This is a genomic window from Brevibacterium ravenspurgense (assembly GCF_001584615.1).
Classification (GTDB): Bacteria; Actinomycetota; Actinomycetes; order Actinomycetales; family Brevibacteriaceae; genus Brevibacterium; species Brevibacterium ravenspurgense.
This window is the reverse complement of the sequence record NZ_LQQC01000010.1, coordinates 192,719-213,839: the sequence shown is the minus strand read 5'-3', so window position 1 is coordinate 213,839 and position 21,121 is coordinate 192,719. Positions and strand designations below refer to the sequence as shown.

Genomic DNA, 21,121 nt, shown 5'->3' with positions numbered 1-21,121 from the left:
GGCAGACCCGGTCAGAACATCTGGGAAAGAGCGCCTTCAGGCGGTGTCAAACCGATGTGCTCCCAGCCTTCCGCGGTTGCGATCCGGCCCCGGGGCGTGCGAGAAAGCAGTCCTTCGCGCACGAGGAAAGGTTCGGCGACCTCTTCAACCGTTTCGGACTCTTCGCCGACGGAAACCGCAAGCGTCTGCAGCCCCACCGGTCCCCCGCCGAAACGACGGCACAGGGTGTCGAGCACTGCGCGGTCCAGCCGGTCGAGTCCTCGACTGTCGACTTCGTAGACTTCCAGCGCGGCCTGGGCCGCGTGGCGGTCGATGATTCCGCTGCCGCGCACCTGCGCCCAGTCGCGTACGCGGCGCAGCAGGCGGTTGGCAATGCGCGGTGTGCCGCGGGATCGGCCGGCGATTTCGGCCAGACCGTCAGAATCAGCTTCTATGCCGAGCATCCGCGCTGATCTGCGCAGCACGATCAGCAGGTCTTCTGGCGAATAGAAGTCGAGATGCCCCGTGAAGCCGAACCTGTCGCGCAGGGGTGCTGGAAGCAGACCGCTGCGCGTGGTTGCGCCCACCATGGTGAAGGGCGGCAGGTCAAGGGGAATTGCTGTGGCGCCGGGGCCTTTGCCCACAATGACGTCGACTCGGAAATCCTCCATGGCCACGTAGAGCATTTCCTCTGCGGCGCGGGCCATGCGGTGCACTTCGTCAATGAAGAGGACTTCGCCCTCTTCCAGAGAAGACAGAATCGCAGCGAGGTCACCCGCGTGCTGGACGGCCGGGCCCGAGGTGATGCGGATCTGCGAGTTCATTTCGTGGGCGATGATCATCGCCAAGGTCGTTTTGCCCAGTCCCGGAGGGCCGGACAACAGCACGTGGTCGGGTGCTTTGCCCCGGGCTCGCGCGGCATCGAGTACGAGCGAGAGCTGTTCGCGTACCTGCGGCTGCCCCGTGAAATCACCTAGGCCCTTGGGGCGCAGAGCAGCTTCGGCAGCGCGTTCATCCGAACCCGCACCGGCGCTCATAAGCCGTTCAAGTTCAGCTGGTGTCGGTTCGTCTGCACCGAAGTCGATTTCGTAGCTGTCGCTCATCGTTTCTTCCCGAGTTCGCGCAGGCTGGCCTTGAGCAGACTGCTGACCTCGCTGTTGGCGTCATCTTCAGCCGCAGCTTCCACGACCGGCTGTACGTTGGCTTCTTTCCAGCCCAGGCCGATGAGTGCCTGCACGACTTCGGCGATGATTGCCTGTTTGCCGCCCGTCTGGGGAGCAGTTTCTGCCCCCGTGGGCGCGGCTGTGATCTTTCCGGACAGTTCCAGCACCAAGCGACCCGCAACCTTGGGCCCAACGCCGGGAACCCGAGTGAGCGCCTTGGTGTCTCCGTTTTCTACAGCGGCGGCAAGTTCGCCCGGGGTGAGCACTGCCAGGACCGCCATCGCAAGCTTCGGCCCAACGCCCGAGGCTGATTGCAGAGTGACAAAGGTGTCCCGTTCATCGCGGGAAGAAAAGCCGAACAGGGTGAGTGCGTCTTCGCGAACCACCAGCTCCGTGTGGATCCCGACGTCCTGCCCGTGTCGAACACTGCTCAGAAGTGACGGGCTGACAAAGACCTTGCGGCCGATGCCGTGGGTGAGAATGACAACGGAGTCAGCGTGAATCGACTCAACGCTCCCCTGGATAAAGCTGATCAAAGAAAACCCTCAGATTTTTAGAACAGGCGTACGAAAACAGTATGTCACTTCGTCAGCGTGATTTGGCGGTCCGAATCGCCGCGGCCCACTGTTCCTGTGCCTTCGTCATGCCGGAACCCTGCAGACCTTGAGCGCGGCGAGCCAGAACGTCCTTCGTCGAACCGGGAGTCGACTGGGCCCCCACTGCACCGCGCCACAGGTGGCATATGGCAACTGCCAAGGCGTCTGCCGCGTCGGCGGGTTTGGGAGGCTCATCGAGTCGGAGAATGCGGGTGACCATGTTCGTCACCTGCTTCTTGTCGGCCCGGCCGTTGCCGGAGACGGCCTTCTTGATTTCCGACGGCGTGTGCATGGCCACGGGGATTCCGCGCCTGGCCGCAAGACCCATCGTCAGCCCTGAGGCCTGCGCGGTCCCCATGATCGTCGAAACATCCGAACGGGCGAAGGGCCGTTCGATCGCGACAACGTCCGGTCGACAGTCGTCAAGAAAACGGTCGAAGGCATCCGCAATGAGGCCCAGACGAACGTCCGAGGCCCCGTAGGCGTCGGTGCGGATGACGTCGACGGCCACAAGCGACGGCCGGGATGCGCGCCCGGAGTCGATCACGCCGATACCGCAGCGGGTCAGCCCCGGGTCGACGCCGAGAACACGCATGTCAGTCTTCGGCCAGCGCAGCCGCTACTTCGTCCGAGATGTCTGCGTTGTCGTAGATGTTCTGCACGTCGTCGAGGTCTTCGATCGCATCGACGAGCGTGGCGAGCTTACGCGCATCTTCAACCGACAGCGGAACTTCGACGTTCGGCACGAAGGCCAGGTCGGCACTGTCGTAGTCAATGCCCGCTTCCTGCAGAGCGGAGCGGACCGGCACAAGGTCAGTGGCTTCCGAAATGACTTCCCATGTTTCGCCCTGGTCCTTGACCTCTTCGGCACCTGCGTCCATGGTCGCCTCAAGAATCGCCATGTCGTCAGCAGCGGACTGCTTGACCACGACGACGCCCTTGCGGGCGAAGTTGAAGGCGACCGAACCGGGATCAGCCAGGTTGCCGTTGTTGCGGCTGACTGCCACGCGGACCTCAGAAGCCGCGCGGTTCTTGTTGTCGGTCAGACATTCGATGAGCAGGCCGACACCGCCGGGGCCGTAGGCTTCGTAGGTGATGGGGAAATACTCCACACCATCGCCGTCAAGACCGCCGCCGCGCTTGACTGCGCGTTCGATGTTGTCGGCGGGAACCGAGTTCTTCTTGGCCTTCTGAATGGCGTCGAACAGGGTGGGGTTGCCTTCAACATCGGGGCCGCCGGCACGGGCGGCCACTTCGATGTTCTTGACGAGCTTCGCGAAGAGTTTGCCGCGCTTAGCGTCGATAGCGGCCTTTTTGTGTTTGGTTGTCGCCCATTTTGAGTGACCTGCCACGAATTCTCTCCTCGCGTTCGATTGATGTCCGGTCTACATTGTAAGACCACCCACGGACTTAAGAGTCCGACCGTCTACTCAACACCGCTGGGAACGCCCAAGGAGAGCGGCGACACGGGTTCGGCACCCGTGCTGACAAGGTCGATCAGCAAGGGAAGCTCAGGAGGGTAAATCACCTCGGAAGAGCTCTCGACTTCCTCTTTGGACCACCAGCGCGAACCGGTGATAGCGGCTTTCTCTTTGTCACTCCACATGGCCTCGTCAAGATCGATGTCTTCCGTGCAGCGCATGCCGAAATACACCTCGTCCTGCACCAGGACACCGGTGGAGAACTGGATGGAGACCCGGCGTGTGGCCAGCGGGCCCAGAAGCTCGGAGGGGTCGCACTCGATGCCGGTCTCTTCGGCGAGTTCGCGTGCCGCGGTCTGCTTCGAGGTCTCCCCCAGTTCGGCTCCGCCGCCGACGGTGAACCAGTAGCGCCTCGAGTCATCGCCCAGGTCGCGGCACTGGAGCATGAAGACTTCGTCTTCGGCATTGAGAAGCACCACGCGGGCGGCCGAGCGGACCTTCATAGCGCGTCCTCCGATTTCACGCTCAGGAACACTGAGCGCATTCTCTGAAAAACAGTCACAAGGGCACCGGCGGCAACCAGTGCAAGAGCAATAGTGAGCAGACTATACGGCGCACCGAGGCCAACACAACCAGCGGCCACCAGCACCACGACCAAGCGCTCCGTGCGCTCCATCAGACCACCCGAACCGTCCCCGCCGACAGCTTCACCTCGGGCACGGGTGTAAGACACCGTGAAGGCGAAGACCAGGGCAAACAGAGCCAGCCCACCCGTGACCGGCCGGTCGGTGAGAAAAGCGGCGGCGGCAAGACTGCCGAACACCGCCCCGTCGGCAACCCGATCGAGTGTCGAGTCCAGAAAAGCTCCCCACCGGCTGGTGGTGCCGTGCAGGCGCGCGAGCGTCCCATCCAGCATGTCGAACAGGACGAAGAACGTCACAGCAAGCGTGCCCCAGAAATAGTGCTGGAGCGGGTACAGAACAGCGGCTGATAGGACGGTGCCGACGGTGCCGATGACCGTGATCGCGTTCGGTGTCAGCCCCAGCCTGCCCAGCACGGCCGCAACGGGACGCGTACAGACCTCGGCCGCACCGCGGAGCTTAGAGGTCAGCATCGCCGTCGTGCGGTTCCTGCCGGTTCCATTCTTCGCTGTAGAGCTTCTGCACCTGCCCGTGAACCAGCGGCAGAGCCTTGGTTTCGGCAATGATCGGGAAGAAGTTCGCATCCCCTCCCCACCGGGGCACGATGTGCTGGTGCAGGTGAGCGGCAATTCCCGCTCCCGCGACGGCTCCCTGGTTCATGCCCAGATTGAACCCGTGCGGCGAAGACACCGCCCGGATGACGCGCATCATCTTCTGCGACATCTGGGCGATTTCAACGGTTTCCTCAGCTGTCAGATCCGTGTAGTCGGCGACGTGGCGGTACGGGCAGACGAGCACGTGACCCGGGTTGTACGGGTACAGGTTAAGGACCACGAAGGCGTGCTCACCGCGGGCGACGATGAGCCCGTCCTCGTCGCTGCGCTCAGGTGCCGAGCAGAACGGGCAGGACTGTTCGCTGGAGTCGGCGGGCTTGTCCTCCCCGCCGACGTACGCGAAGCGATGGGGTGTCCACAGTCGCTGCAGTCCGTCGGGTTCGCCGGGAAACCCGGCGGCTGCTTCCGGTTCGGGGATTCCCGCCATCAGACCTGTGCCCGTTCCTCAATCGCCTTGACGATCCGTTCGACGGCTTCGTCGATCGGCACGCCGTTGTCCTGGCTGCCGTCGCGGAAGCGGAAGGACACAGCACCTGCGTCACGGTCCTCTCCGCCGGCGATGAGCGTGTAGGGCACCTTGGACTTCGATGCGTTGCGGATCTTCTTGGGGAAGCGGTCGTCGGAGGTGTCGACCTCCACGCGCACTCCCCTGGCCTTGAGCTTCTGGGCAATGTCGTGGCAGTAGTCGTCGAATTCGTCGGCCACCGGAACCAGCGTCGCCTGGACCGGTGAGAGCCACACGGGGAACGCTCCGGCATAGTGCTCGGTGAGCACGCCGATGAAACGCTCAATCGAACCGAACTTGGCCGAGTGGATCATGACGGGGCGACGGCGGGTGCCGTCCGAAGCGCTGTATTCAAGGTCGAAGCGCTCCGGCTGGTTGAAGTCCATCTGCACCGTCGACATCTGCCAGGTGCGGCCGATGGCATCGCGCGCCTGCACCGAGATCTTCGGACCGTAGAAGGCTGCACCGCCCGGGTCCGGTACGAGCTCAAGGCCCGTGGCTTCGGCAACTTCGCGCAGGGTGTTCGTGGCGATTTCCCACTGTTCGTCGGAGCCGATGAACTTGTCCTTCTTAGCACCGTCGACTTCGCGGGTGGACAGTTCGAGGTAGAAATCGTCCAGGCCGAAGTCGCGCAGCAGCGACAGCATGAAGTCCAGCAGGTGCTTGATTTCCGCTGCCGCTTCCTCTTCTGCCACGTAGGAGTGCGAATCGTCCTGTGCGAAGCCGCGCACGCGCGTCAGGCCGTGGATAACACCGGACGGTTCGTCGCGGTACACGGTGCCGAATTCAAACAGACGCAGCGGGAGGTCGCGGTAGGAACGGCCGCGAGATCGGTAGATGAGGTTGTGCATCGGGCAATTCATTGCCTTCAGCCGGTAGTCCGTGCCTTCGTGGGTGACGGTGCCGTCTTCGGCAACGTGCTTGTCGACGGTGAAGGGCGGGAACATGTTCTCGCCGTAGTACGGCAGGTGGCCCGAGGTGTAGTACAGGGTCTCCTTGGAGATGTGCGGGGTGCCCACGTACTCAAAGCCCTCTTCAATGTGGCGCTGCCGGACGTAGTCCTCCATAACGCGTTTGATGACGCCGCCCTTGGGGTGAAAGACGGGAAGGCCCGAACCGAGTTCGTCAGGGAAGGAGAACAGGTCGAGTTCCGCACCGAGCTTGCGGTGGTCACGGCGCTCGGCCTCTGCGATGCGCTCCTGGTAGGCGCGCAGTTCATCCTTCGAGGGCCACGCGGTTCCATAGACGCGCTGCAGGCTGGCGTTGGACTGGTCGCCCCGCCAGTACGCTGCGGAGGATTTGGTGACGGCAAAGCCGTTGCCGATGAGCTTGGTAGACGGCAGGTGGGGACCACGGCAGAGGTCTTCCCACACGATGTCGCCCTTGCGGTTGCGGTTTTCGTAGATGGTCAGCTGGTCGCCGCCGACCTCAACGCTGGCACCTTCGGCACCCTTGCCCTTGTCTTCGACGAGCTCGAGCTTGAAGGGCTCGTCGGCCAGGCGGGTGCGAGCTTCGTCGTCGCTGACTTCGGTGCGGTGGAAGGTCTGGCCTTCTTTCACGATCCGCTGGCAGCGCTTCTCAATGGCTTTGAGGTCCTGCGGTGTGAACGGCTCTTCAACCTGGAAGTCGTAGTAGAAGCCGTCAGTGATGTAGGGGCCGATGCCGAGCTTGGTTCCCGGAAACAGTTCCTGTACGGCCTGTGCGACAACGTGCGCCGTGGAGTGGCGAAGAATGTTGAGGCCCTCTTCACTGCTGATGCTGATGGGCTCGACGACATCGCCGGGCTGCAGCTCACGGTGAAGGTCGCAGGAAGCGCCGTTGATCCAGACGGCCACTGTCGTCGGATCGGATGCAAAGAGCTCTGTGCTCGTCATCCCTTCGGTGTAGGGAATCTCTTCTCCGGCGACGGTCAGCGTGTCAGACACGGCTTCTCCTTTTACGTGGTCGTTTCAGCGTTTCTACTGTACCCGCTGGCAGGTGTGGTCGTACGTCCGATTCAGCAGTCAGGAACTGCTGGCTCTTACGGGAACGAGCCCGGATCTGGTGACCAGCCAACTTAAAGACTGTGCGGGGTGGGAACCGCCTGTTCCCACCCCGCATTCACCAGCCTGTGTCAAGCAGGGTCACTTGATCTTGAATTCCTCTTCGTCACTCCAGTCCTTGTTCATGATCGAAATCGAGATCTCGGCGTCTCCAGCGCGATCGTATTCGATTGCCTGTGCTGTAAGGAACTCGTGTTCCTTACCGGCTTTGAGGGGTTTGGCACCGAGGTCGAGGGTCGGGACGTCAAGGTTCCTGTCGCCGATCTTGCCGTGCACATTCTTAGAACAGTCCTGACCGTTGGCAATGCAGTTGATGCGAGCGGAGCCAATCTGAGCGTCTTTGTCACTCGTGTTCTTCAGGAAGTACTTGATGACAAGAACCTCACGGCCGGCAAATGCTTCAGGAATCGAGTACTTATCAGGTTTGCCGCTGGTGATGTACGCACGGATCTCAATGCCTTCGTACGTTCCGATCAACGTGGCTTTGTCAGATCCGGCGTTGATGTCGCCTCCTTCAGCAGCACCGTCGCCCGCAGCTTCGCCCTTGTCGCCGGATTCGTCCGGGTCACCGTCGCCTTGTGGTTCTGCCGGGGCTTCAGTGCCGCTGCCGGGATCATCCGGAGCGGGCGCTGGGTTTGCCGAACCTATGCCGATAACGACGAAGATCACGACGATCACAGTGACGATCAAGCCGACCACAGTCGTGAAGAAGCCCAGGATAAGACCGGTCAGGCCAACGCCCTTGTTGTTGGCCTGGCCGTTTTTGACGGCCTTGAGGCTCATAAAGCCCGTGATGATCGCAACAATTCCGGCGAGCCAGATGAAAAATCCAACGATGCCGGAGACCAGTGAAATGACGCCCAGACTGTTCTTTTCAGTGCTCGATGGACCACCCGGGCCCCCGGGACCGCCTGCCCCGTAGAGGTCACTGCCGCCGTACGCCTGCGGGTCTTGCTGGTAGTCGGCGTAGCCGCCCTGGCTACCGACAGGCTGCTGGTAGTCGGCGTAGCCGCCCTGGCTGCCAACAGGCTGCTGAGCATCTTGCCCGTAGCTGCTGCCGAAGTCAGCCTGCGAGTACTGGCTCCCGTAATCACCCTGGCCGTAGTTTCCCTGGCCATAATTGCCCTGACCGTAGCTTCCGGAGCTGCTTCCCGAAGGGTCGTAATTGTTGCCGTAGTGGCTGTTCTGCGGGTTCGAGCCGTTATGCCCGGAGGGGTTCTCGCTCATGCGGTTTCCTTTTGTTTTTGTTCGTTCAGGTGCAATCGAGCATGATCTTCACTGATCATTCGAACTTCCCAAAGCATAACGCCGATACTGGCAGAAATTTCCAGGAGAACTTCATTTCACGTTCACCGGGAATCTCCAGATACAGCAGACCACAGCCGCAAGACACAAAAAAGCCGGGGGCTTAAACCCCCGGCTGTCTGTGCGCGATACTGGGATCGAACCAGTGACCTCTTCCGTGTCAGGGAAGCGCGCTACCGCTGCGCCAATCGCGCCTAAAAAGGCTATTCAGTTATGGAGCGAACTCCGTGCGCGATACTGGGATCGAACCAGTGACCTCTTCCGTGTGAAGGAAGCGCGCTACCGCTGCGCCAATCGCGCCAGCCCTGTTCGAGGTGGCGACGGGATTCGAACCCGTGTATACGGCTTTGCAGGCCGCTGCCTCGCCTCTCGGCCACGCCACCAGAGGCGACCGCCATATCTGGCGAACCAGAGCGGATGACGGGACTCGAACCCGCGACCCTCACCTTGGCAAGGTGATGCTCTACCAACTGAGCCACATCCGCGTGGTGCACTTTAAAGGTTTCCCTTCGTGCCGTGCAACAGGACTAAACATTACACACCCTTTTGCAGAAAACCAAATCGGCAGACAGTGACCCTCGTCACCATCTGCCGATCAGAGTTCGCAAAGCCCGTAAATCCGGTCAGCTTCCGCTCTCATCAGCGCCGTCGACAGACTTCGACGACAGCGCTGTCATGCGCGAAAGGCAGCGCATGTACTTCTTTCGGTATCCCCCACCGAGCATTTCGTCAGAGAAGATCTTGTCCAGGCGGATACCGGAGTTCACTATCCCGATGTCAGCGTCGTACAGGCGGTCGACGAGAGCCACAAAGCGCAGCGCGACACCTTCGTTGCTGATCGGCTCAACTTGCCGCCACGAGGCAAACTGCACACCATCAATGAGCCTGCGGTACTTCGAAGGGTGGATTCGCTGCAGGTGCTCAACGAGTTCGGGGAACTCATCAGTCGCAAGCACTCGCCCATCACTCAGAACCTTCTCCTCGGCACTTGCGAGCTCTTCATCGCCCAAGGGCTCCGGCGGTTCGGTGATTTCACGGTGGCGGTAGTCATCACCGTCGATTCGCAGCACGTCGAACTGATCAGACAGCGCCTGAATTTCACGCAGGAAGTCCTGTGCGGCAAAGCGTCCCTGCCCCAGAGCACCGGGCAGAGTGTTTGAGGTGGCGACGATCTTCGTGCCGGCATCGGTCAGTTCGCGCATCAGACGCGACATCATGACGGTGTCGCCGGGATCATCGAGTTCGAACTCGTCAATGCAGACAAGCTTCATCTTTTCGAGCTCTGCTTTGGCAGTGGGAAAGCCCAGAGCGCCGATGAGGTTGGTGTATTCGACGAACGTGCCGAACGCGGCCGGCTTCTCAGAGGCGTGCCACGCTGAGGCCAGCAGGTGGGTTTTGCCGACACCGTAGCCGCCGTCTAGGTAGATGCCCTTCTCAGCTAACTTGTCGCCCTTGCCGAAGAGCTTCTTGAACAGTCCTCTTCCACCTCGTCCGGCCTGCGCAAAAGCCTGCAGGCTGTCTCGCGCCTGCGACTGGGACGGCTGGGCCGGGTCCGGTTGGTAGCTGTCGAAGGACACCCCTTCGAACTGCGGAGGCGGTACGAAGTCGGCGAGAAGTTCGTCGCGGTTGACGCGGGGGTCACGGTCGGTGAGATGAACGGCTTGAGTCACGCCGGCAAGTGTAGCCGGATGCGCCGGACGGCACCGACGTCAGCCCGCAGCGACGCCTATTCGAATTCGAAGCCCAGGCGACCCAGAGCCCGCGGATCACGCTGCCAGTCCTTCGCAACCTTCACGTGCAGGTCCAGGTAGACAGGGGTGCCGAGGATGCCCTCAATGTGCTTGCGCGCCTTGCGACCGACCTCTTTCAGGCGAGATCCGCCTCGGCCGATGATGATGGCCTTCTGACTCTGCCGCTCCACGTACATGTTGACGTAGACCTCCATGAGGGGACGGTCTTCTGGCCGGTCTTCACGAGGGCGGATCTCTTCGACCTGCACCGCTAGGGAGTGCGGCAGTTCGTCGCGAATGTCTTCGAGTGCGGCCTCGCGAACGAACTCCGCAATGAGGACTCGTTCGGGTTCGTCCGTGATGTCCCCGTCCGGGTACAGCGGCGGACTCAGCGGCAGGTGTTTGGCGAGAACCTCGTCGACCGTGTCGACCTGGAAGTCATCAACAGCGGACACCGGAACGATGTCCGCGAAGTCCATGAGCTCACCGGCGGCGGTGAGAGCCTCAACAAGGCCAGCACGGTCGACCTTGTCGGCTTTCGTCACAATGCAGACGACCGGTGTGGAGCCCCGTGAATCAGCCAGCTGTTCGGCGATGTAGCGGTCACCGGGGCCGATCTTTTCATCTGCGGGGATGCACAGCGCAATGACGTCAACGCTGCGCAGAGTGTCGGCTACAAGGTCGTTCAGGCGTGAACCCAGCAGGGTGCGCGGACGGTGCAGACCGGGGGTGTCGACAAGAACCAGCTGGTGGTCATCCCGGTGGACGATCCCGCGGATCGTGTGACGCGTGGTCTGCGGCTTCGACGATGTGATGGCGATCTTCGTGCCGACCAGCGCATTCGTCAGCGTCGACTTGCCAGCGTTGGGGCGGCCGACGAAGCAGGCAAAACCAGCGCGGAAGTCGTCGGGAACTTCGCGGAACAGACTCATTCTTCCTCCCGGGTGATGATGACGTGGCTGATGCGGTGGCGGCGACCCTGACCGGGCTCGGCAACCAGCCGCAGCCCGCTGATGACGGCCTCGGAGCCGGCGATCGGCACCTCGCCCAGTTCGCTTGCCAGCAGACCGCCGACGGTGGTGACGTCTTCCTCGTCGATCCGCACGTCAAAGTATTCTGCAACGTCCTCGATGTCGGTGCGGGTAGCAACGCGCGCTCCCCCGCCTTCGAGCGGAACGATGTCGTCTTCATCGCGGTCGTACTCATCGGCGATTTCCCCGACGATCTCTTCGACGATGTCCTCAATTGTGATCAGACCGGCGGTGCCGCCGTACTCGTCGACGATGATGACCATGTGAGTCGCTTCGACCTGCATGAAGCGCAGGAGCGAGTCCACCGTTTTGGTGTCCGGCACGAAAGTCACGGGGCGGGCGATGTCGAGGGCCGGCTGGTCGCGATCCTCAGGGTGGGTGTGCAGGCGCCGGGCGACGTCCTTGAGGAACACGATGCCGCGGACGTCGTCAAGATCCTTGCCCACAACCGGGATGCGCGAAAAGCCCGAGCGCAGGAACACCGTCATGGCATGTTCGAGTGTGCTTTCAGAGCGCAGGTACACGAGGTCGGGCCTGGGCACCATGACTTTGTACGCCCGGGTGTCGCCCAAGTTGAAGACGCTTTCGATCATGTCGCGTTCGTCGTCTTCGATGATGTTGCCCGCGCTGGCCCGATCCACGAGGTCGCGCAGCTGCTCTTCTGTCACGAACGGGCCATCGCGGAACACCTTTGCCGGGGTGAGCATGTTGCCCAGCCATACGAGCACGCGGGCCACCGGGCCGAGCGCTTGGCGCAGGCCGGAGACCAGCGGAGCCGAAGCAAGCACAACCGTGAGGTTTTTGCGTCGCCCGATTGTCCTGGGCGAAACGCCTGCGATGACGAACACGGCGACAGCTGATGTCAGGGCGGTGACAATGAGCGCTGTGGGCATGCTGTCGATGAAGCTTGTAAAGCCCAGCAGGGTGAACACGACGGCAGCAGTTTCAAACAGCTGCCGCACAAAGGTCAGCACGTTGATGTGCGTGGGCAGGTCTTTCAGGATCCGCTCAGCCTTCGGGGCTGTGCGCTTGCCGTCCTCGACTGCTTCTTCGACTTCGTGATGGCTGACTGTGGAAAACGCGGCGTCAGCAGCTGCCAGCACCGCCGCCAGGGTGAGGCTCAGCAGTGCCAGCAGGAAGTTCAGGGCTATTTCCACTTAGGACTCCGTGGGGATCGGCAGCCGCGTTCGCTCGGGTTCTGTGCGGGCAAACCAGGCGCGAAGAATATCGGCCTGTTTGCCGAACATCTCCTGCTTTTCTTCAGCCGTTCCGTGGTCGTAGCCGGCCAGATGGAGAACACCGTGGACGGTGAGCAGCTGGATTTCGTCAGCTTGGCTGTGGCCGTTGGCTTCTGCCTGCTGCTGTGCGACGTCAGGGCAGATGACGATGTCACCAAGCATGCCGGCCTGAGCGCCCGGCTGCAGTTCGTCCATGGGGAAGGACATGACGTCGGTGGGGCCTTCAAGGTCCATCCACTGCACGTGCAGCTGGCTCATCTGTTCGGTGTCGATGAACTGGATGGACAGTTCAACATCCGGGTGGATCTGCAGATGTTCCAACGCGAGTGCAGCTACGCCGCGCACCGCTTCAAGGTCGACGTCCGCGGGTGTTTCGTTGTGGATTTCTATGCTCATGGTCGGTGCTGTTCTACGCCCATTCTTCGTAGGCTTGGACGATCTTCGTCACGAGTGAGTGTCGAACGACGTCTTTCGCGGTCAGCCGGTGGAATTTGATGTCGTCGACATTGCCGAGGATCGACTGAACCACGTTGAGTCCAGAGTTCGTTCCGCCGGGCAGGTCGATCTGGCTGGTGTCGCCGGTGACGACCATGCGGGAATTGAAGCCCAGGCGGGTCAGGAACATCTTCATCTGCTCGGGCGTGGTGTTCTGTGCTTCGTCGAGGATGATGAATGCGTCGTTGAGTGTGCGGCCGCGCATGTAGGCCAGTGGGGCCACTTCGATGATCCCCTGGTCCAGCAGCGATGAGATGCGCTCGGCTTCGATCATGTCGTGCAGCGCGTCATACAGCGGCCGCACGTACGGGTCGATCTTTTCGTCAAGAGTGCCGGGCAGGAAGCCGAGCTTCTCCCCCGCTTCGACCGCTGGGCGGGCCAGGATGATGCGGGAGACCTCCTGGTTCTGCAGGGCGCGCACAGCCATGGCGATTGCCAGGTAGGTCTTGCCGGTACCTGCCGGGCCGATGCCGAACGTGATGGTGTTCTCGCGGATCGAGGTGACGTATTCGTGCTGGCCGAAAGTCTTCGGCCGTACGGTCTTGCCGCGGGTGGAGAGAATGTTGTCGGTCATGACCTTCGCCGAGTCCTGCCCGTCATCGAGCATTCCCGCCACGCGGGACACGGCTTCGGGGTCCAGGCGGCCGCCGCTAGCAATGATTTTGCGCATGTGGCCGAAAACTTCGGTCACGCGGGCCACACTCGTGGGGTCGCCGGTCAGCTGGATGGTGCGCTGGCGGACATGGATTTTGACGTCGGGGAACAGCTTTTCGACTGTCCGCAGGTTCTGATCCTGCGGTCCGTACAGTGCGATGAGGTCGACGGATTCGGGAACGGACAGTGCGGTGCTCTGGTCAGTGTCCAGGAGAGCTTCCTTTCCTCAGTTGTCTTCTACCAGCCTAGCTGTTTTCGGACGGGTCCCAGCGCCCCAGTTCTTGTTGGGCCAGGGCGAGTGCGATTGGGCCTGCCGAAGATGCCCGCAGAACCGTAGGGCCGAGCACTGCAGTGACGGCTCCAGCCTCTTGCATCTGCTGTTGTTCTGCGTCCGTGATACCGCCCTCGGGGCCGACGACCACGTAGATTTCATGCGCTTCACGCTGGCTGAGCTCACTGCGCAGGGTCTGCACGAAGGGCCGGGTTCCGCTTTCGTGCAGAACGATGACGAGCGCGCCTTCGCGCGCTTTCTGGACGGCGAACGAGGTGGAGCTCAGCTGCTCGAGCTGTGGAAAGTTCACGCGCCGGGACTGGAGGGCTGCCGCCTGGATGAGGTTGGCCCATTTGTCGTGTGCTTTGGCTGCCTTCGAACCTTTCCACTGCACGATTGAGCGCTGCGCCTGCCACGGAACAACCACGTCGACGCCGACTTCAACCGCGGTTTCCACTGCCGCCAGATCGCGATCGCCCTTAGCCAAAGCCTGGATCAGACCAAGCCGAGGGGTCTGCGGATGCTCGCGCTCCACCTCGTGAATGATGAGGGTAGCGGCTTCTTTAGAAGCCGATTCGAGAACCCCGCGCACCCGCAGGCCAGCCCCGTCGGTGAGCTCCAGGGCTTCGCCGGCTTTCATCCGCCGCACGATCACGGCGTGGTGGTGTGCCTGGCCGGTGATCGGCAGGCTCTGGCCGGGGCTGGCATTCGCCAGCGGGGCGTCAGTGTAGAAGACCGGAAGAGTCACGACCTGTGTGCGAACCTTTCGCGGAAGCGGCTGAAGGGGCTCTTGGACTTCTTCTGCAGACCGTGGTCGGCAGAGTCTTCGCCGCGCATTTCTGAGAGCTGCTGCAGGAGCTTCTTCTGTTCACCGCTGAGTTTGGTGGGCGTCTGCACGACGACCGTCACCAGCAGGTCGCCGCGGCTTTCACGGCGCAGGCGGCCCGCACCGAGTCCGGACAGTGTTTCCACGGTGCCGGTCTGGGTGCCCGGTTCGATCGTGAGTTCACGCGGACCGTCGAAGGTTTCGAGTGTGACGGTGCTGCCGAGAGCCGCGGTGGTCATGGGCACAGACAGTTCAGCTCGCAGGTTGTCGCCGTCACGAGTGAAGACGTCGTGCTCGCGGACGGTGATTTCGATGTGGAGGTCACCAGCCGGGCCGCCGCCGGGGCCGACCTCACCGTGGCCGGACAGGAGGATGCGGGTGCCGTCGTGCACACCGGCGGGAATCTTGACGGCGAGGGTCTTCTCTTCGCGCACGCGGCCTTCACCGCCACAGCTGTTGCAGGGGTCTTTGATGACATCGCCGTAGCCGGAGCAGTTACCGCACACCTGCTGGGTGCGCATGTCACCCAGGATGGTCCGCTGAACAGCCGAAATGGTGCCCGCTCCGTGGCACAGGCTGCAGGTTTCGGGTTTGGTGCCTTCGCGGGCACCGCCGCCGTGGCAGGTTTCGCACGTGACGGCCGTCTGCACGCGAATGTCCTCTTTTCCGCCGAAGACAGCGGTTTCGAGGTCGATGGTGAGTTCCACGAGGGCATCGCGGCCGGGGCGCACGCGCTGGTTCGGCGGGCCAGCATGGCGAGGTCCTCCCCCGCCGAAGAACGTGTCGAACAGGTCAGAGAAGCCGCCGAATCCGCCTGCACCGCCAGTGGATCCGCCCATGTCGTACTGGCGTCGCTTATCCGGGTCGGACAGTGTTTCGTAGGCGACGGAGACTTTTTTGAATTCGTCTTCGTGGCCGGGATTGACGTCCGGGTGGTACTTGCGGGCGAGCTTCCGGTAGGCCTTTTTGATGTCGTCTGCGGAAGCGTCGCGTTCAACGCCAAGTGTTTCGTAGTGATCGCTCACTGCTTCTTCTTTCGTTCGGATGCGTCTGTGAAAAGTTCGGGGTTCGGTTGTGTGCTTGCGGTCTTCGGTCGGACGATCAGCCGGTCAGAGCGCCCGTCAGTCCGACAGGATGGTTGACACGTATTTCGCTACAGCTCTGACGGCGGCCATTGTTGTTGGGTAGTCCATGCGGGTGGGGCCAAGAACTGCCAGTGAGGCGGTTGTGTCTTCTGTTCCGTAGCCGGTTGCAATAAGGGATGCTCCGGCCAGGGCTTCGAAGCGGTTCTCACTGCCGATCTGCACGGCAATTCCGTCGGCCTGCATATCCGCGAGCAGTTTCAGCAGCACAACCTGTTCTTCGATTGCTTCGAGCAGCGGACCCATGTGGGTGCCGAACTCACTGCCTGCTCGGGCGAGGTTGGCGGCGCCTGCCATGATCAGCCGGTCCTGCCTCTTGCTGCGGGCAAGTTCCACCAGCCGTTCAGCGATTGCGGTTGCTGTCTGCGCGAGTGCGGCGGGCACCGCGAGTCCGCTGAGGGTGTCTTCGACAGCATCCAGCCGCGTATCTTCCAGCACCTCGTTGAAGGCGCGCCGCATGCCCCGGACATCGTCTTCGTCAACCGGGTCGAGCACTTCGACTATGCGCTGTTCGACTTCGCCGGTGTCGGTGATGAGAATGACAAGGATCCGCTCAGGGCTCAGCTGGACCAACTCGATGCGCCGGATGGTGGTCTGTGTTCGCACCGGGTACTGAATGAGGGCCACTTGGTGAGTCAGCCGTGAGAGCAGTCGGACTGTCTGCGCGAGAGTGTCGTCAATGCTCTGGGTGCTGGACAGAATCTGCGAGATGGCCCGCTTTTCTGCACTGGAGAGCGGTTTGACGTCGTCAATGCGGTCCACAAAAGCGCGATATCCCGCATCGGTTGGGATGCGGCCGGCTGACGTGTGGGGCTGTGCGATGAGGCCTTCTTGTTCAAGTGCCGCCATGTCGTTGCGGATAGTGGCCGAGGAAACGCCGAGCTTGTGGCGTTCGACAAGGGCTTTTGAGCCGACCGGCTCGTTGGTGGCCACATAGTCTTCGACGATGGCCCGCAGAACTCTGCTGCGCCGCTCGTCGTTCATCCCGCATCGCTCCCATCTGCACCCAACCGGACGGTGTGTGTCAGCTCCGCCGTCTTGGCACTCTCAGTCTTAGAGTGCCAATTCTAGTGATGCGCGCACATCTATACAAACCCCCCTGCCTCTGCGAATGTCGGCTCTGCGAGCAACACCACGCACGACAATGCGACCGACGGCACTGGCACGCGGTTATCGTGGTCGTCATGTCTGACCGCTACGGACGCGATGTCCTCTCTTCTGGCCGCACCCACCAACGACCCAAGACCCAGCAGGTGGAGGTCAAACGCGGAATGGTCGTTGAAGAGGTAGAGACCGGCTACGTCGGGGCGATCGTCAAGCTTGAGAAGACCAACGGCGGTTTCCTCATCCACCTTGAAGACCGGCACGGTCGCACGCAGGCCTTCCCCCTGGGCTTCGGCTACCTGTTAGAAGGCAAGTCGGTAGAGCTCGTGCGCCCACGGCCAGCAGCACAGAAACAGCCAGGGCGCACCGCCTCGGGAAGCCGTGCCGTGCAGACCAAGGCGCGGGTTGCCCGGGGCAGCCGCATCTGGGTTGAGGGAAAGCACGATGCAGAGCTGGTCGAGAAGATCTGGGGTGACGACCTGCGGGTCGAAGGCGTTGTCGTCGAACCCTTGGGCGGCCTGGATGACCTCATGGAAGCACTCGTCGAATTTCAGCCGGACGCCGAACACCGGGTGGGTGTTCTTGCCGACCACCTGATTGAAGGCACGAAGGAAACGCGGATCGTCAGCGAAGTCGCCAGGCAGCCGTGGGCTGAGCACGTGCGCGTTACGGGACATCCGTACGTCGACATTTGGCAGGCAGTGAAGCCCTCTGTTGTTGGGATTGCCGAATGGCCACAGGTGCCGCGCGGCGAAGACTGGAAGCTGGGCGTTTTGCGCCGAATCGGCTGGCCGCACACCGACCACACCGACACGGCGAGAGCCTGGCAGCGGATTCTGGGTTCAGTGAAGTCCATTGGGGATGTCGACTGGACCCTGTCGGGCCGGGTAGAAGAGCTCATTGACTTCGTGACCGTAGGCAGGCACTGATGGCACCAGTAATCTGCACGTGAGATACACCTAGTCATTTTTTCGAAATAAGTACCTATATTCATGCGAATCTGGTAAAGTCCTGAGTTGCTCTTCAGAAATCCCTGCGCACAGGTCTTTGGGAGGGCATTGTCTGTTTGAACATCGCCATCTGCTGCACTCAGCGGGTGGCGATGCGAGCATCTCGGAAGGGAACCACCGTGGCCATTGTTCGACGTCTTGCGACTGCTGTCACTGCCGGTGCACTCATTGGCGGTATGACCTTCGGCGGCATTGCAGTTGCCGCCCCAGCTGATACTGCGCCCGCCGCAGATACGCAGAAGTCCGATATTGATCAGCTCGAGGAAGACCTGGCTAAGGCCAAGGACGCGCTGGCAAAAGCGGAAGAAGAACTCGCCGCGCAGGACCCGGACGCTCCAGCTGCTCTAGAGGCTGCACAGAAGGACGTTGACGCAGCTCAGGCTGACGCTGACGCCGCGCAGAAGGCTCTTGACGACGCGAAGAAGACCAACGAAGCGGCGAAGTCGGCGCAGGACAAGGCCCAGAAGGACCTTGACAACAAGCAGGCCGCAGCCGACAAGGCCGCAAAGGAGCGCGATGCCGCGCAGAAGGCCTACGACGATGCCGTCGAAGAAGCCGCGAGCGACGAAGAAATCGCCAAGCTGAAAGCCGATGTCGAGAAAAAGCAGGAAGCTCTCGACTCGGCTAAGGACAAGGCAAAGACCGCTGCGAATGCTCTCAACGAGGCAAAGAAGGATGCTTCGGAAGCAAAAACCGCTGCCGACGCAGCACAGAAGAAAGCTGACGACGCCAAAAAAGCCGCTGACGACGCAGCAGGCGAGAAGACAGCGGCTGAAAAGAAGCGCGACGAAGCGCAGACGGCTGTAGATAAGGCCCAGCAGGCTCTGAACACAGCGAAAGAAAAGCGTGACGCCGCGTGCGCCGCTGTTGAAGACACTCCTGCTGTCAAGGAAGCGCAGCAGAAGCTCGACAATGCCCGGAAGAACCAGACTGCACAGCAGACTGCGCTGGACAACGCTGAGAAGAAGGCCGAGCAGGTCCTCAAGGACGAACAGCAGGGCACTGCCGGCTTCTTCCGCTGGCTCGGCGAGGAAAAGAACGACGCCGATGCGAAGCGCGCCTTTAACCTTCTGACCACCGGAAAATACACGGATTCAAACGGCCAGACGAAGGACATCAGCACGCTCACGGACGAAGACGGCGATTTCTTTGCCCAAACTCAGCTCAACAAAGAAGGCGATGCCACAACGCTGAAGAACTTCAAGGCATCGCTGGGACACATCGACAAGGGCAATGAGCTGCGCGGGAACGACGAGCACTTCCCAAGCCGAACGGACTTGAAGGTCAATTCACTGCTCATGGCGGCCTCACAGATTCAGACCAACGCATCGAGTACAGTGCTTGCTCACCGTACGCACATCGTCGGCAACGAAAACCTTGCCTGGGGTCGCACCAACCCATTTGATGGTTGGTACACAAGAGAAAAGGCTCTCTACGAGCAGGAACCCGTTGGCCATAAGGAGGGCACCGGTCATTACAAGAACATAGTGAACGACGACTTTGAGCTGACCGGCTTTGCTGTCGTCAACAAATCCGACACCATTTATGGCATCGCCCATGGCCAGGTGTTTGACCGCAAATCACCCATGTACACCGACAGCAGTGCCCCCTCGTACACTACTGCGGACTACAGTGCGCTGATCTCCGAACACGAGAAGTACCTCGATGAAGGCAAGAAGGAAGTCGACGAAGCCCAGAAGGCGCTGAACGAAGCTAAGGCTGAAGTCACGGCAGCCGAGCAGGCCCTGAAGAACGCACAGGCTTCTGCTTCTAAGGAATGCCAGACCGCAGAGGCTGAACTTACGAAGGCTCAGGACGCTCTGACCGCAGCTCAGAAGGACCTTGATTCCGAAAAGGCGAACGCTGAAACAGCTGCGAAGGCCGCTGAGGATGCCGCGGCCAAGAGCGACGAAGCGAAGAAGGAAGCAGAGGAAGCTCAGAAGGCCAAGGCTGACGAGGACGCTGCAGTTGACACAGCCCAGGCTGACGCTGACAAAGCCGATGGCGCTGTGACGACGGCACAGTCTGAGCTTGGCGACGCGCAGAAGGCCCTTGCTGAGGCCACTCCGCAGCTTGACGACCTGAAGAAGGCTGCCGACGCTGCACAGGACAAGGCTGACAAGGCAGACGCGGCGGTTGCTGCTGCTAAGACGGCTCTTGCTGAGGCTGACGGTAAGGCCGAGGGGGCGGCCCAGGCTGTTGAGGATGCTGAAAAGGCTCTCGAGGATGCGAAGAAGGCTCTCGCAGGGGCTGAAGCTGCCCGCGATGGTCTCAAGGCCCCCGCCAAGGCCTACGAAGACGCTCTGGCCGAGGTGAACAAGGCCAAGGACGCTGTCCGTGATGCCCAGAAGGCTCTCGACGCCGCCACGGCACCGAGCGAAGAAGAGCCGGAAACCCCTGGCGACAAGGGCAACGACAACGACGGTGACAACAGCGGCCAGCCTTCAGAAGGTGGTGACACCGACGGCGGTGACAAGGGTGGCGATAAGGGCGGCCAGTCCGGTCCCGGCGGGTCGTCGACTGGCACCTCGTCCGGTTCCGACACCAACGGTTCCGCTGCAGACAAGGCGAAGAGCAAGGGCAAGCAGTCGATGCCGGTAACCGGTGCGGCCGCTGTTCCGCTCGCACTCATAGGTGCGGCTCTCGTCGCGGCAGGTGCCGTGATGGTGCGCGTGCGCCGCATGAAGGGCTGATTCTAGACTGAGCCGCAACGATGATGGGGCCGTCACCTTCGATGGTGGCGGCCCCAACTCTTTGCTCCGAACCGCAGGTACACGATTGACTTCTACAAGCGCGCCCCGCACTCTAGACCGATGACGCCCAGCGAGAACCCTTTCCTCAATTCCAGTGAACTGTCTGACGGCACTGTGACTCTCCGCCCGTACCGGCTGGAGGACGCAGACGACCTCGTGGCCACCTGCACCGACCCCTCGGTGCTCGAATGGACGCGGGTCCCCCAGCACTACACCCGCGACATGGCGCTTGACTGGTGCACAAACCCACCAAAACCTTCATGGGTCATCACCGCCCCGACAACAGAACACGCTGACCGCTACATGGGGCAGATTGAAGTGCGCGTCCACGCCGACCATTACGTGTCGTTGGGCTACATGTCCGCCCCGTGGGCACGCGGAAAAGGACTCATGACAGCGGCCGTGCGAGCCGTGACGGATTTCGCCTTTGGGCGCGGCGCACAGCGGGTTGAAATCTGCGTCCACCCCGACAATGCAGCGTCACGCAAAGTTGCTGAGAAAGCGGGGTTCACATTCGAGGGCATCCGCCGCAACGGCGAAGTGCTTCGCGGCGATGTTCGCGACCTCGCGGTTTACTCCGCGGTTCCAGAAGAAGCCTGAA

The 21,121-nt window shown here is 61.7% G+C and carries 20 protein-coding genes and 4 tRNA genes; 3 read left to right on the top strand and 21 right to left on the bottom strand.

The window, feature by feature from the left end:
• Window positions 1-11 precede the first annotated feature (11 nt).
• The 21 genes from ruvB to hrcA form a co-directional block, all read right to left on the bottom strand.
• On the bottom strand, window positions 12-1,082 hold the full coding sequence (gene ruvB, locus Bravens_RS05475; RefSeq protein ID WP_062021084.1) for a Holliday junction branch migration DNA helicase RuvB: 1,071 nt from the start codon (window positions 1,080-1,082) through the stop codon (window positions 12-14).
• Window positions 1,079-1,678, bottom strand: coding sequence for a Holliday junction branch migration protein RuvA (gene ruvA / locus Bravens_RS05470; RefSeq protein ID WP_062021082.1), 600 nt, complete (start codon window positions 1,676-1,678; stop codon window positions 1,079-1,081). Before ruvA ends, ruvB begins: the two co-directional genes overlap by 4 nt.
• Before the next feature lie 52 nt (window positions 1,679-1,730).
• Complete coding sequence (gene ruvC, locus Bravens_RS05465) at window positions 1,731-2,333, bottom strand: crossover junction endodeoxyribonuclease RuvC (RefSeq protein ID WP_019175146.1); 603 nt, start codon at window positions 2,331-2,333, stop codon at window positions 1,731-1,733.
• 1 nt (window position 2,334) lies between these two features.
• Window positions 2,335-3,090, bottom strand: coding sequence for a YebC/PmpR family DNA-binding transcriptional regulator (locus Bravens_RS05460; RefSeq protein ID WP_062021080.1), 756 nt, complete (start codon window positions 3,088-3,090; stop codon window positions 2,335-2,337).
• Window positions 3,091-3,164: 74 nt separating this feature from the next.
• Complete coding sequence (locus tag Bravens_RS05455) at window positions 3,165-3,662, bottom strand: NUDIX hydrolase (RefSeq protein WP_062021077.1); 498 nt, start codon at window positions 3,660-3,662, stop codon at window positions 3,165-3,167.
• Window positions 3,659-4,273 (bottom strand): phosphatidylinositol phosphate synthase, encoded by a 615-nt coding sequence (gene pgsA / locus Bravens_RS05450; RefSeq protein ID WP_062022266.1) that lies wholly within the window; start codon window positions 4,271-4,273, stop codon window positions 3,659-3,661. Before pgsA ends, Bravens_RS05455 begins: the two co-directional genes overlap by 4 nt.
• The gene (locus Bravens_RS05445; protein ID WP_062021074.1) at window positions 4,260-4,841 is read right to left on the bottom strand and encodes an HIT family protein; all 582 of its coding nucleotides are present in this window, start codon (window positions 4,839-4,841) and stop codon (window positions 4,260-4,262) included. Before Bravens_RS05445 ends, pgsA begins: the two co-directional genes overlap by 14 nt.
• Window positions 4,841-6,793 (bottom strand): threonine--tRNA ligase, encoded by a 1,953-nt coding sequence (gene thrS / locus Bravens_RS05440; RefSeq protein WP_425304154.1) that lies wholly within the window; start codon window positions 6,791-6,793, stop codon window positions 4,841-4,843. Before thrS ends, Bravens_RS05445 begins: the two co-directional genes overlap by 1 nt.
• Window positions 6,794-7,042: 249 nt before the next feature.
• On the bottom strand, window positions 7,043-8,188 hold the full coding sequence (locus Bravens_RS05435) for a DUF4190 domain-containing protein (RefSeq protein WP_062021068.1): 1,146 nt from the start codon (window positions 8,186-8,188) through the stop codon (window positions 7,043-7,045).
• A gap of 200 nt (window positions 8,189-8,388) precedes the next feature.
• Window positions 8,389-8,460: transfer RNA gene (locus tag Bravens_RS05430), tRNA-Val, on the bottom strand.
• Between the two features lie 34 nt (window positions 8,461-8,494).
• Window positions 8,495-8,566 (bottom strand) — tRNA-Val (locus tag Bravens_RS05425).
• 12 nt (window positions 8,567-8,578) lie between these two features.
• Window positions 8,579-8,649: transfer RNA gene (locus tag Bravens_RS05420), tRNA-Cys, on the bottom strand.
• Window positions 8,650-8,678: 29 nt separating this feature from the next.
• Window positions 8,679-8,751: transfer RNA gene (locus Bravens_RS05415), tRNA-Gly, on the bottom strand.
• A 138-nt stretch (window positions 8,752-8,889) separates the two neighbouring features.
• Window positions 8,890-9,936: a cell division protein ZapE gene (zapE, locus tag Bravens_RS05410; RefSeq protein ID WP_062021066.1), complete on the bottom strand. Its 1,047-nt coding sequence runs from the start codon at window positions 9,934-9,936 to the stop codon at window positions 8,890-8,892.
• A 56-nt stretch (window positions 9,937-9,992) separates the two neighbouring features.
• Entirely contained in the window at window positions 9,993-10,928 is a 936-nt protein-coding gene (gene era / locus Bravens_RS05405; protein WP_019175155.1) for a GTPase Era, read from the bottom strand.
• Window positions 10,925-12,184 (bottom strand): hemolysin family protein, encoded by a 1,260-nt coding sequence (locus Bravens_RS05400; protein ID WP_062021063.1) that lies wholly within the window; start codon window positions 12,182-12,184, stop codon window positions 10,925-10,927. Before Bravens_RS05400 ends, era begins: the two co-directional genes overlap by 4 nt.
• Window positions 12,185-12,661, bottom strand: a complete 477-nt coding sequence (ybeY, locus tag Bravens_RS05395; RefSeq protein ID WP_019175157.1) for an rRNA maturation RNase YbeY — start codon at window positions 12,659-12,661, stop codon at window positions 12,185-12,187.
• A gap of 13 nt (window positions 12,662-12,674) precedes the next feature.
• A complete protein-coding gene (locus Bravens_RS05390; RefSeq protein WP_239232623.1) occupies window positions 12,675-13,625 on the bottom strand; it encodes a PhoH family protein in 951 nt (316 codons plus the stop codon).
• 34 nt (window positions 13,626-13,659) lie between these two features.
• Window positions 13,660-14,433, bottom strand: a complete 774-nt coding sequence (locus Bravens_RS05385; RefSeq protein WP_062021058.1) for a 16S rRNA (uracil(1498)-N(3))-methyltransferase — start codon at window positions 14,431-14,433, stop codon at window positions 13,660-13,662.
• Window positions 14,430-15,536, bottom strand: coding sequence for a molecular chaperone DnaJ (dnaJ, locus tag Bravens_RS05380; protein ID WP_062021055.1), 1,107 nt, complete (start codon window positions 15,534-15,536; stop codon window positions 14,430-14,432). Before dnaJ ends, Bravens_RS05385 begins: the two co-directional genes overlap by 4 nt.
• 96 nt (window positions 15,537-15,632) lie before the next feature.
• Entirely contained in the window at window positions 15,633-16,637 is a 1,005-nt protein-coding gene (gene hrcA, locus Bravens_RS05375; protein ID WP_062021052.1) for a heat-inducible transcriptional repressor HrcA, read from the bottom strand.
• Window positions 16,638-16,837: 200 nt separating this feature from the next.
• On the opposite strand from hrcA, the gene Bravens_RS05370 reads away from it, so the two are divergent.
• The 3 genes from Bravens_RS05370 to Bravens_RS05360 all read left to right on the top strand — a co-directional run bounded on the left by Bravens_RS05370 (window position 16,838) and on the right by Bravens_RS05360 (window position 21,120).
• Window positions 16,838-17,686: a DUF3097 domain-containing protein gene (locus tag Bravens_RS05370; RefSeq protein WP_062022264.1), complete on the top strand. Its 849-nt coding sequence runs from the start codon at window positions 16,838-16,840 to the stop codon at window positions 17,684-17,686.
• Window positions 17,687-17,886: 200 nt separating this feature from the next.
• Window positions 17,887-20,460 carry a hypothetical protein gene (locus Bravens_RS05365; protein ID WP_062021050.1) on the top strand — a complete coding sequence of 858 codons (2,574 nt, stop codon included), beginning with the start codon at window positions 17,887-17,889 and terminating at the stop codon, window positions 20,458-20,460.
• Window positions 20,461-20,580: 120 nt separating this feature from the next.
• Complete coding sequence (locus Bravens_RS05360) at window positions 20,581-21,120, top strand: GNAT family N-acetyltransferase (protein WP_062021047.1); 540 nt, start codon at window positions 20,581-20,583, stop codon at window positions 21,118-21,120.
• The last annotated feature ends 1 nt before the right edge of the window (window position 21,121 follow it).

What these genes read in the sequence shown, in the direction of transcription:
- ruvB (WP_062021084.1), bottom strand. Translation starts at nt 1,082, where the DNA reads ATGAGCGACAGCTACGAAATCGACTTCGGTGCAGACGAACCGACACCA.
- ruvC (WP_019175146.1), bottom strand. Translation starts at nt 2,333, where the DNA reads ATGCGTGTTCTCGGCGTCGACCCGGGGCTGACCCGCTGCGGTATCGGC.
- Bravens_RS05455 (WP_062021077.1), bottom strand. Translation starts at nt 3,662, where the DNA reads ATGAAGGTCCGCTCGGCCGCCCGCGTGGTGCTTCTCAATGCCGAAGAC.
- pgsA (WP_062022266.1), bottom strand. Translation starts at nt 4,273, where the DNA reads ATGCTGACCTCTAAGCTCCGCGGTGCGGCCGAGGTCTGTACGCGTCCC.
- Bravens_RS05445 (WP_062021074.1), bottom strand. Translation starts at nt 4,841, where the DNA reads ATGGCGGGAATCCCCGAACCGGAAGCAGCCGCCGGGTTTCCCGGCGAA.
- thrS (WP_425304154.1), bottom strand. Translation starts at nt 6,793, where the DNA reads ATGACGAGCACAGAGCTCTTTGCATCCGATCCGACGACAGTGGCCGTC.
- Bravens_RS05435 (WP_062021068.1), bottom strand. Translation starts at nt 8,188, where the DNA reads ATGAGCGAGAACCCCTCCGGGCATAACGGCTCGAACCCGCAGAACAGC.
- era (WP_019175155.1), bottom strand. Translation starts at nt 10,928, where the DNA reads ATGAGTCTGTTCCGCGAAGTTCCCGACGACTTCCGCGCTGGTTTTGCC.
- ybeY (WP_019175157.1), bottom strand. Translation starts at nt 12,661, where the DNA reads ATGAGCATAGAAATCCACAACGAAACACCCGCGGACGTCGACCTTGAA.
- hrcA (WP_062021052.1), bottom strand. Translation starts at nt 16,637, where the DNA reads ATGAACGACGAGCGGCGCAGCAGAGTTCTGCGGGCCATCGTCGAAGAC.
- Bravens_RS05370 (WP_062022264.1), top strand. Translation starts at nt 16,838, where the DNA reads ATGTCTGACCGCTACGGACGCGATGTCCTCTCTTCTGGCCGCACCCAC.
- Bravens_RS05360 (WP_062021047.1), top strand. Translation starts at nt 20,581, where the DNA reads ATGACGCCCAGCGAGAACCCTTTCCTCAATTCCAGTGAACTGTCTGAC.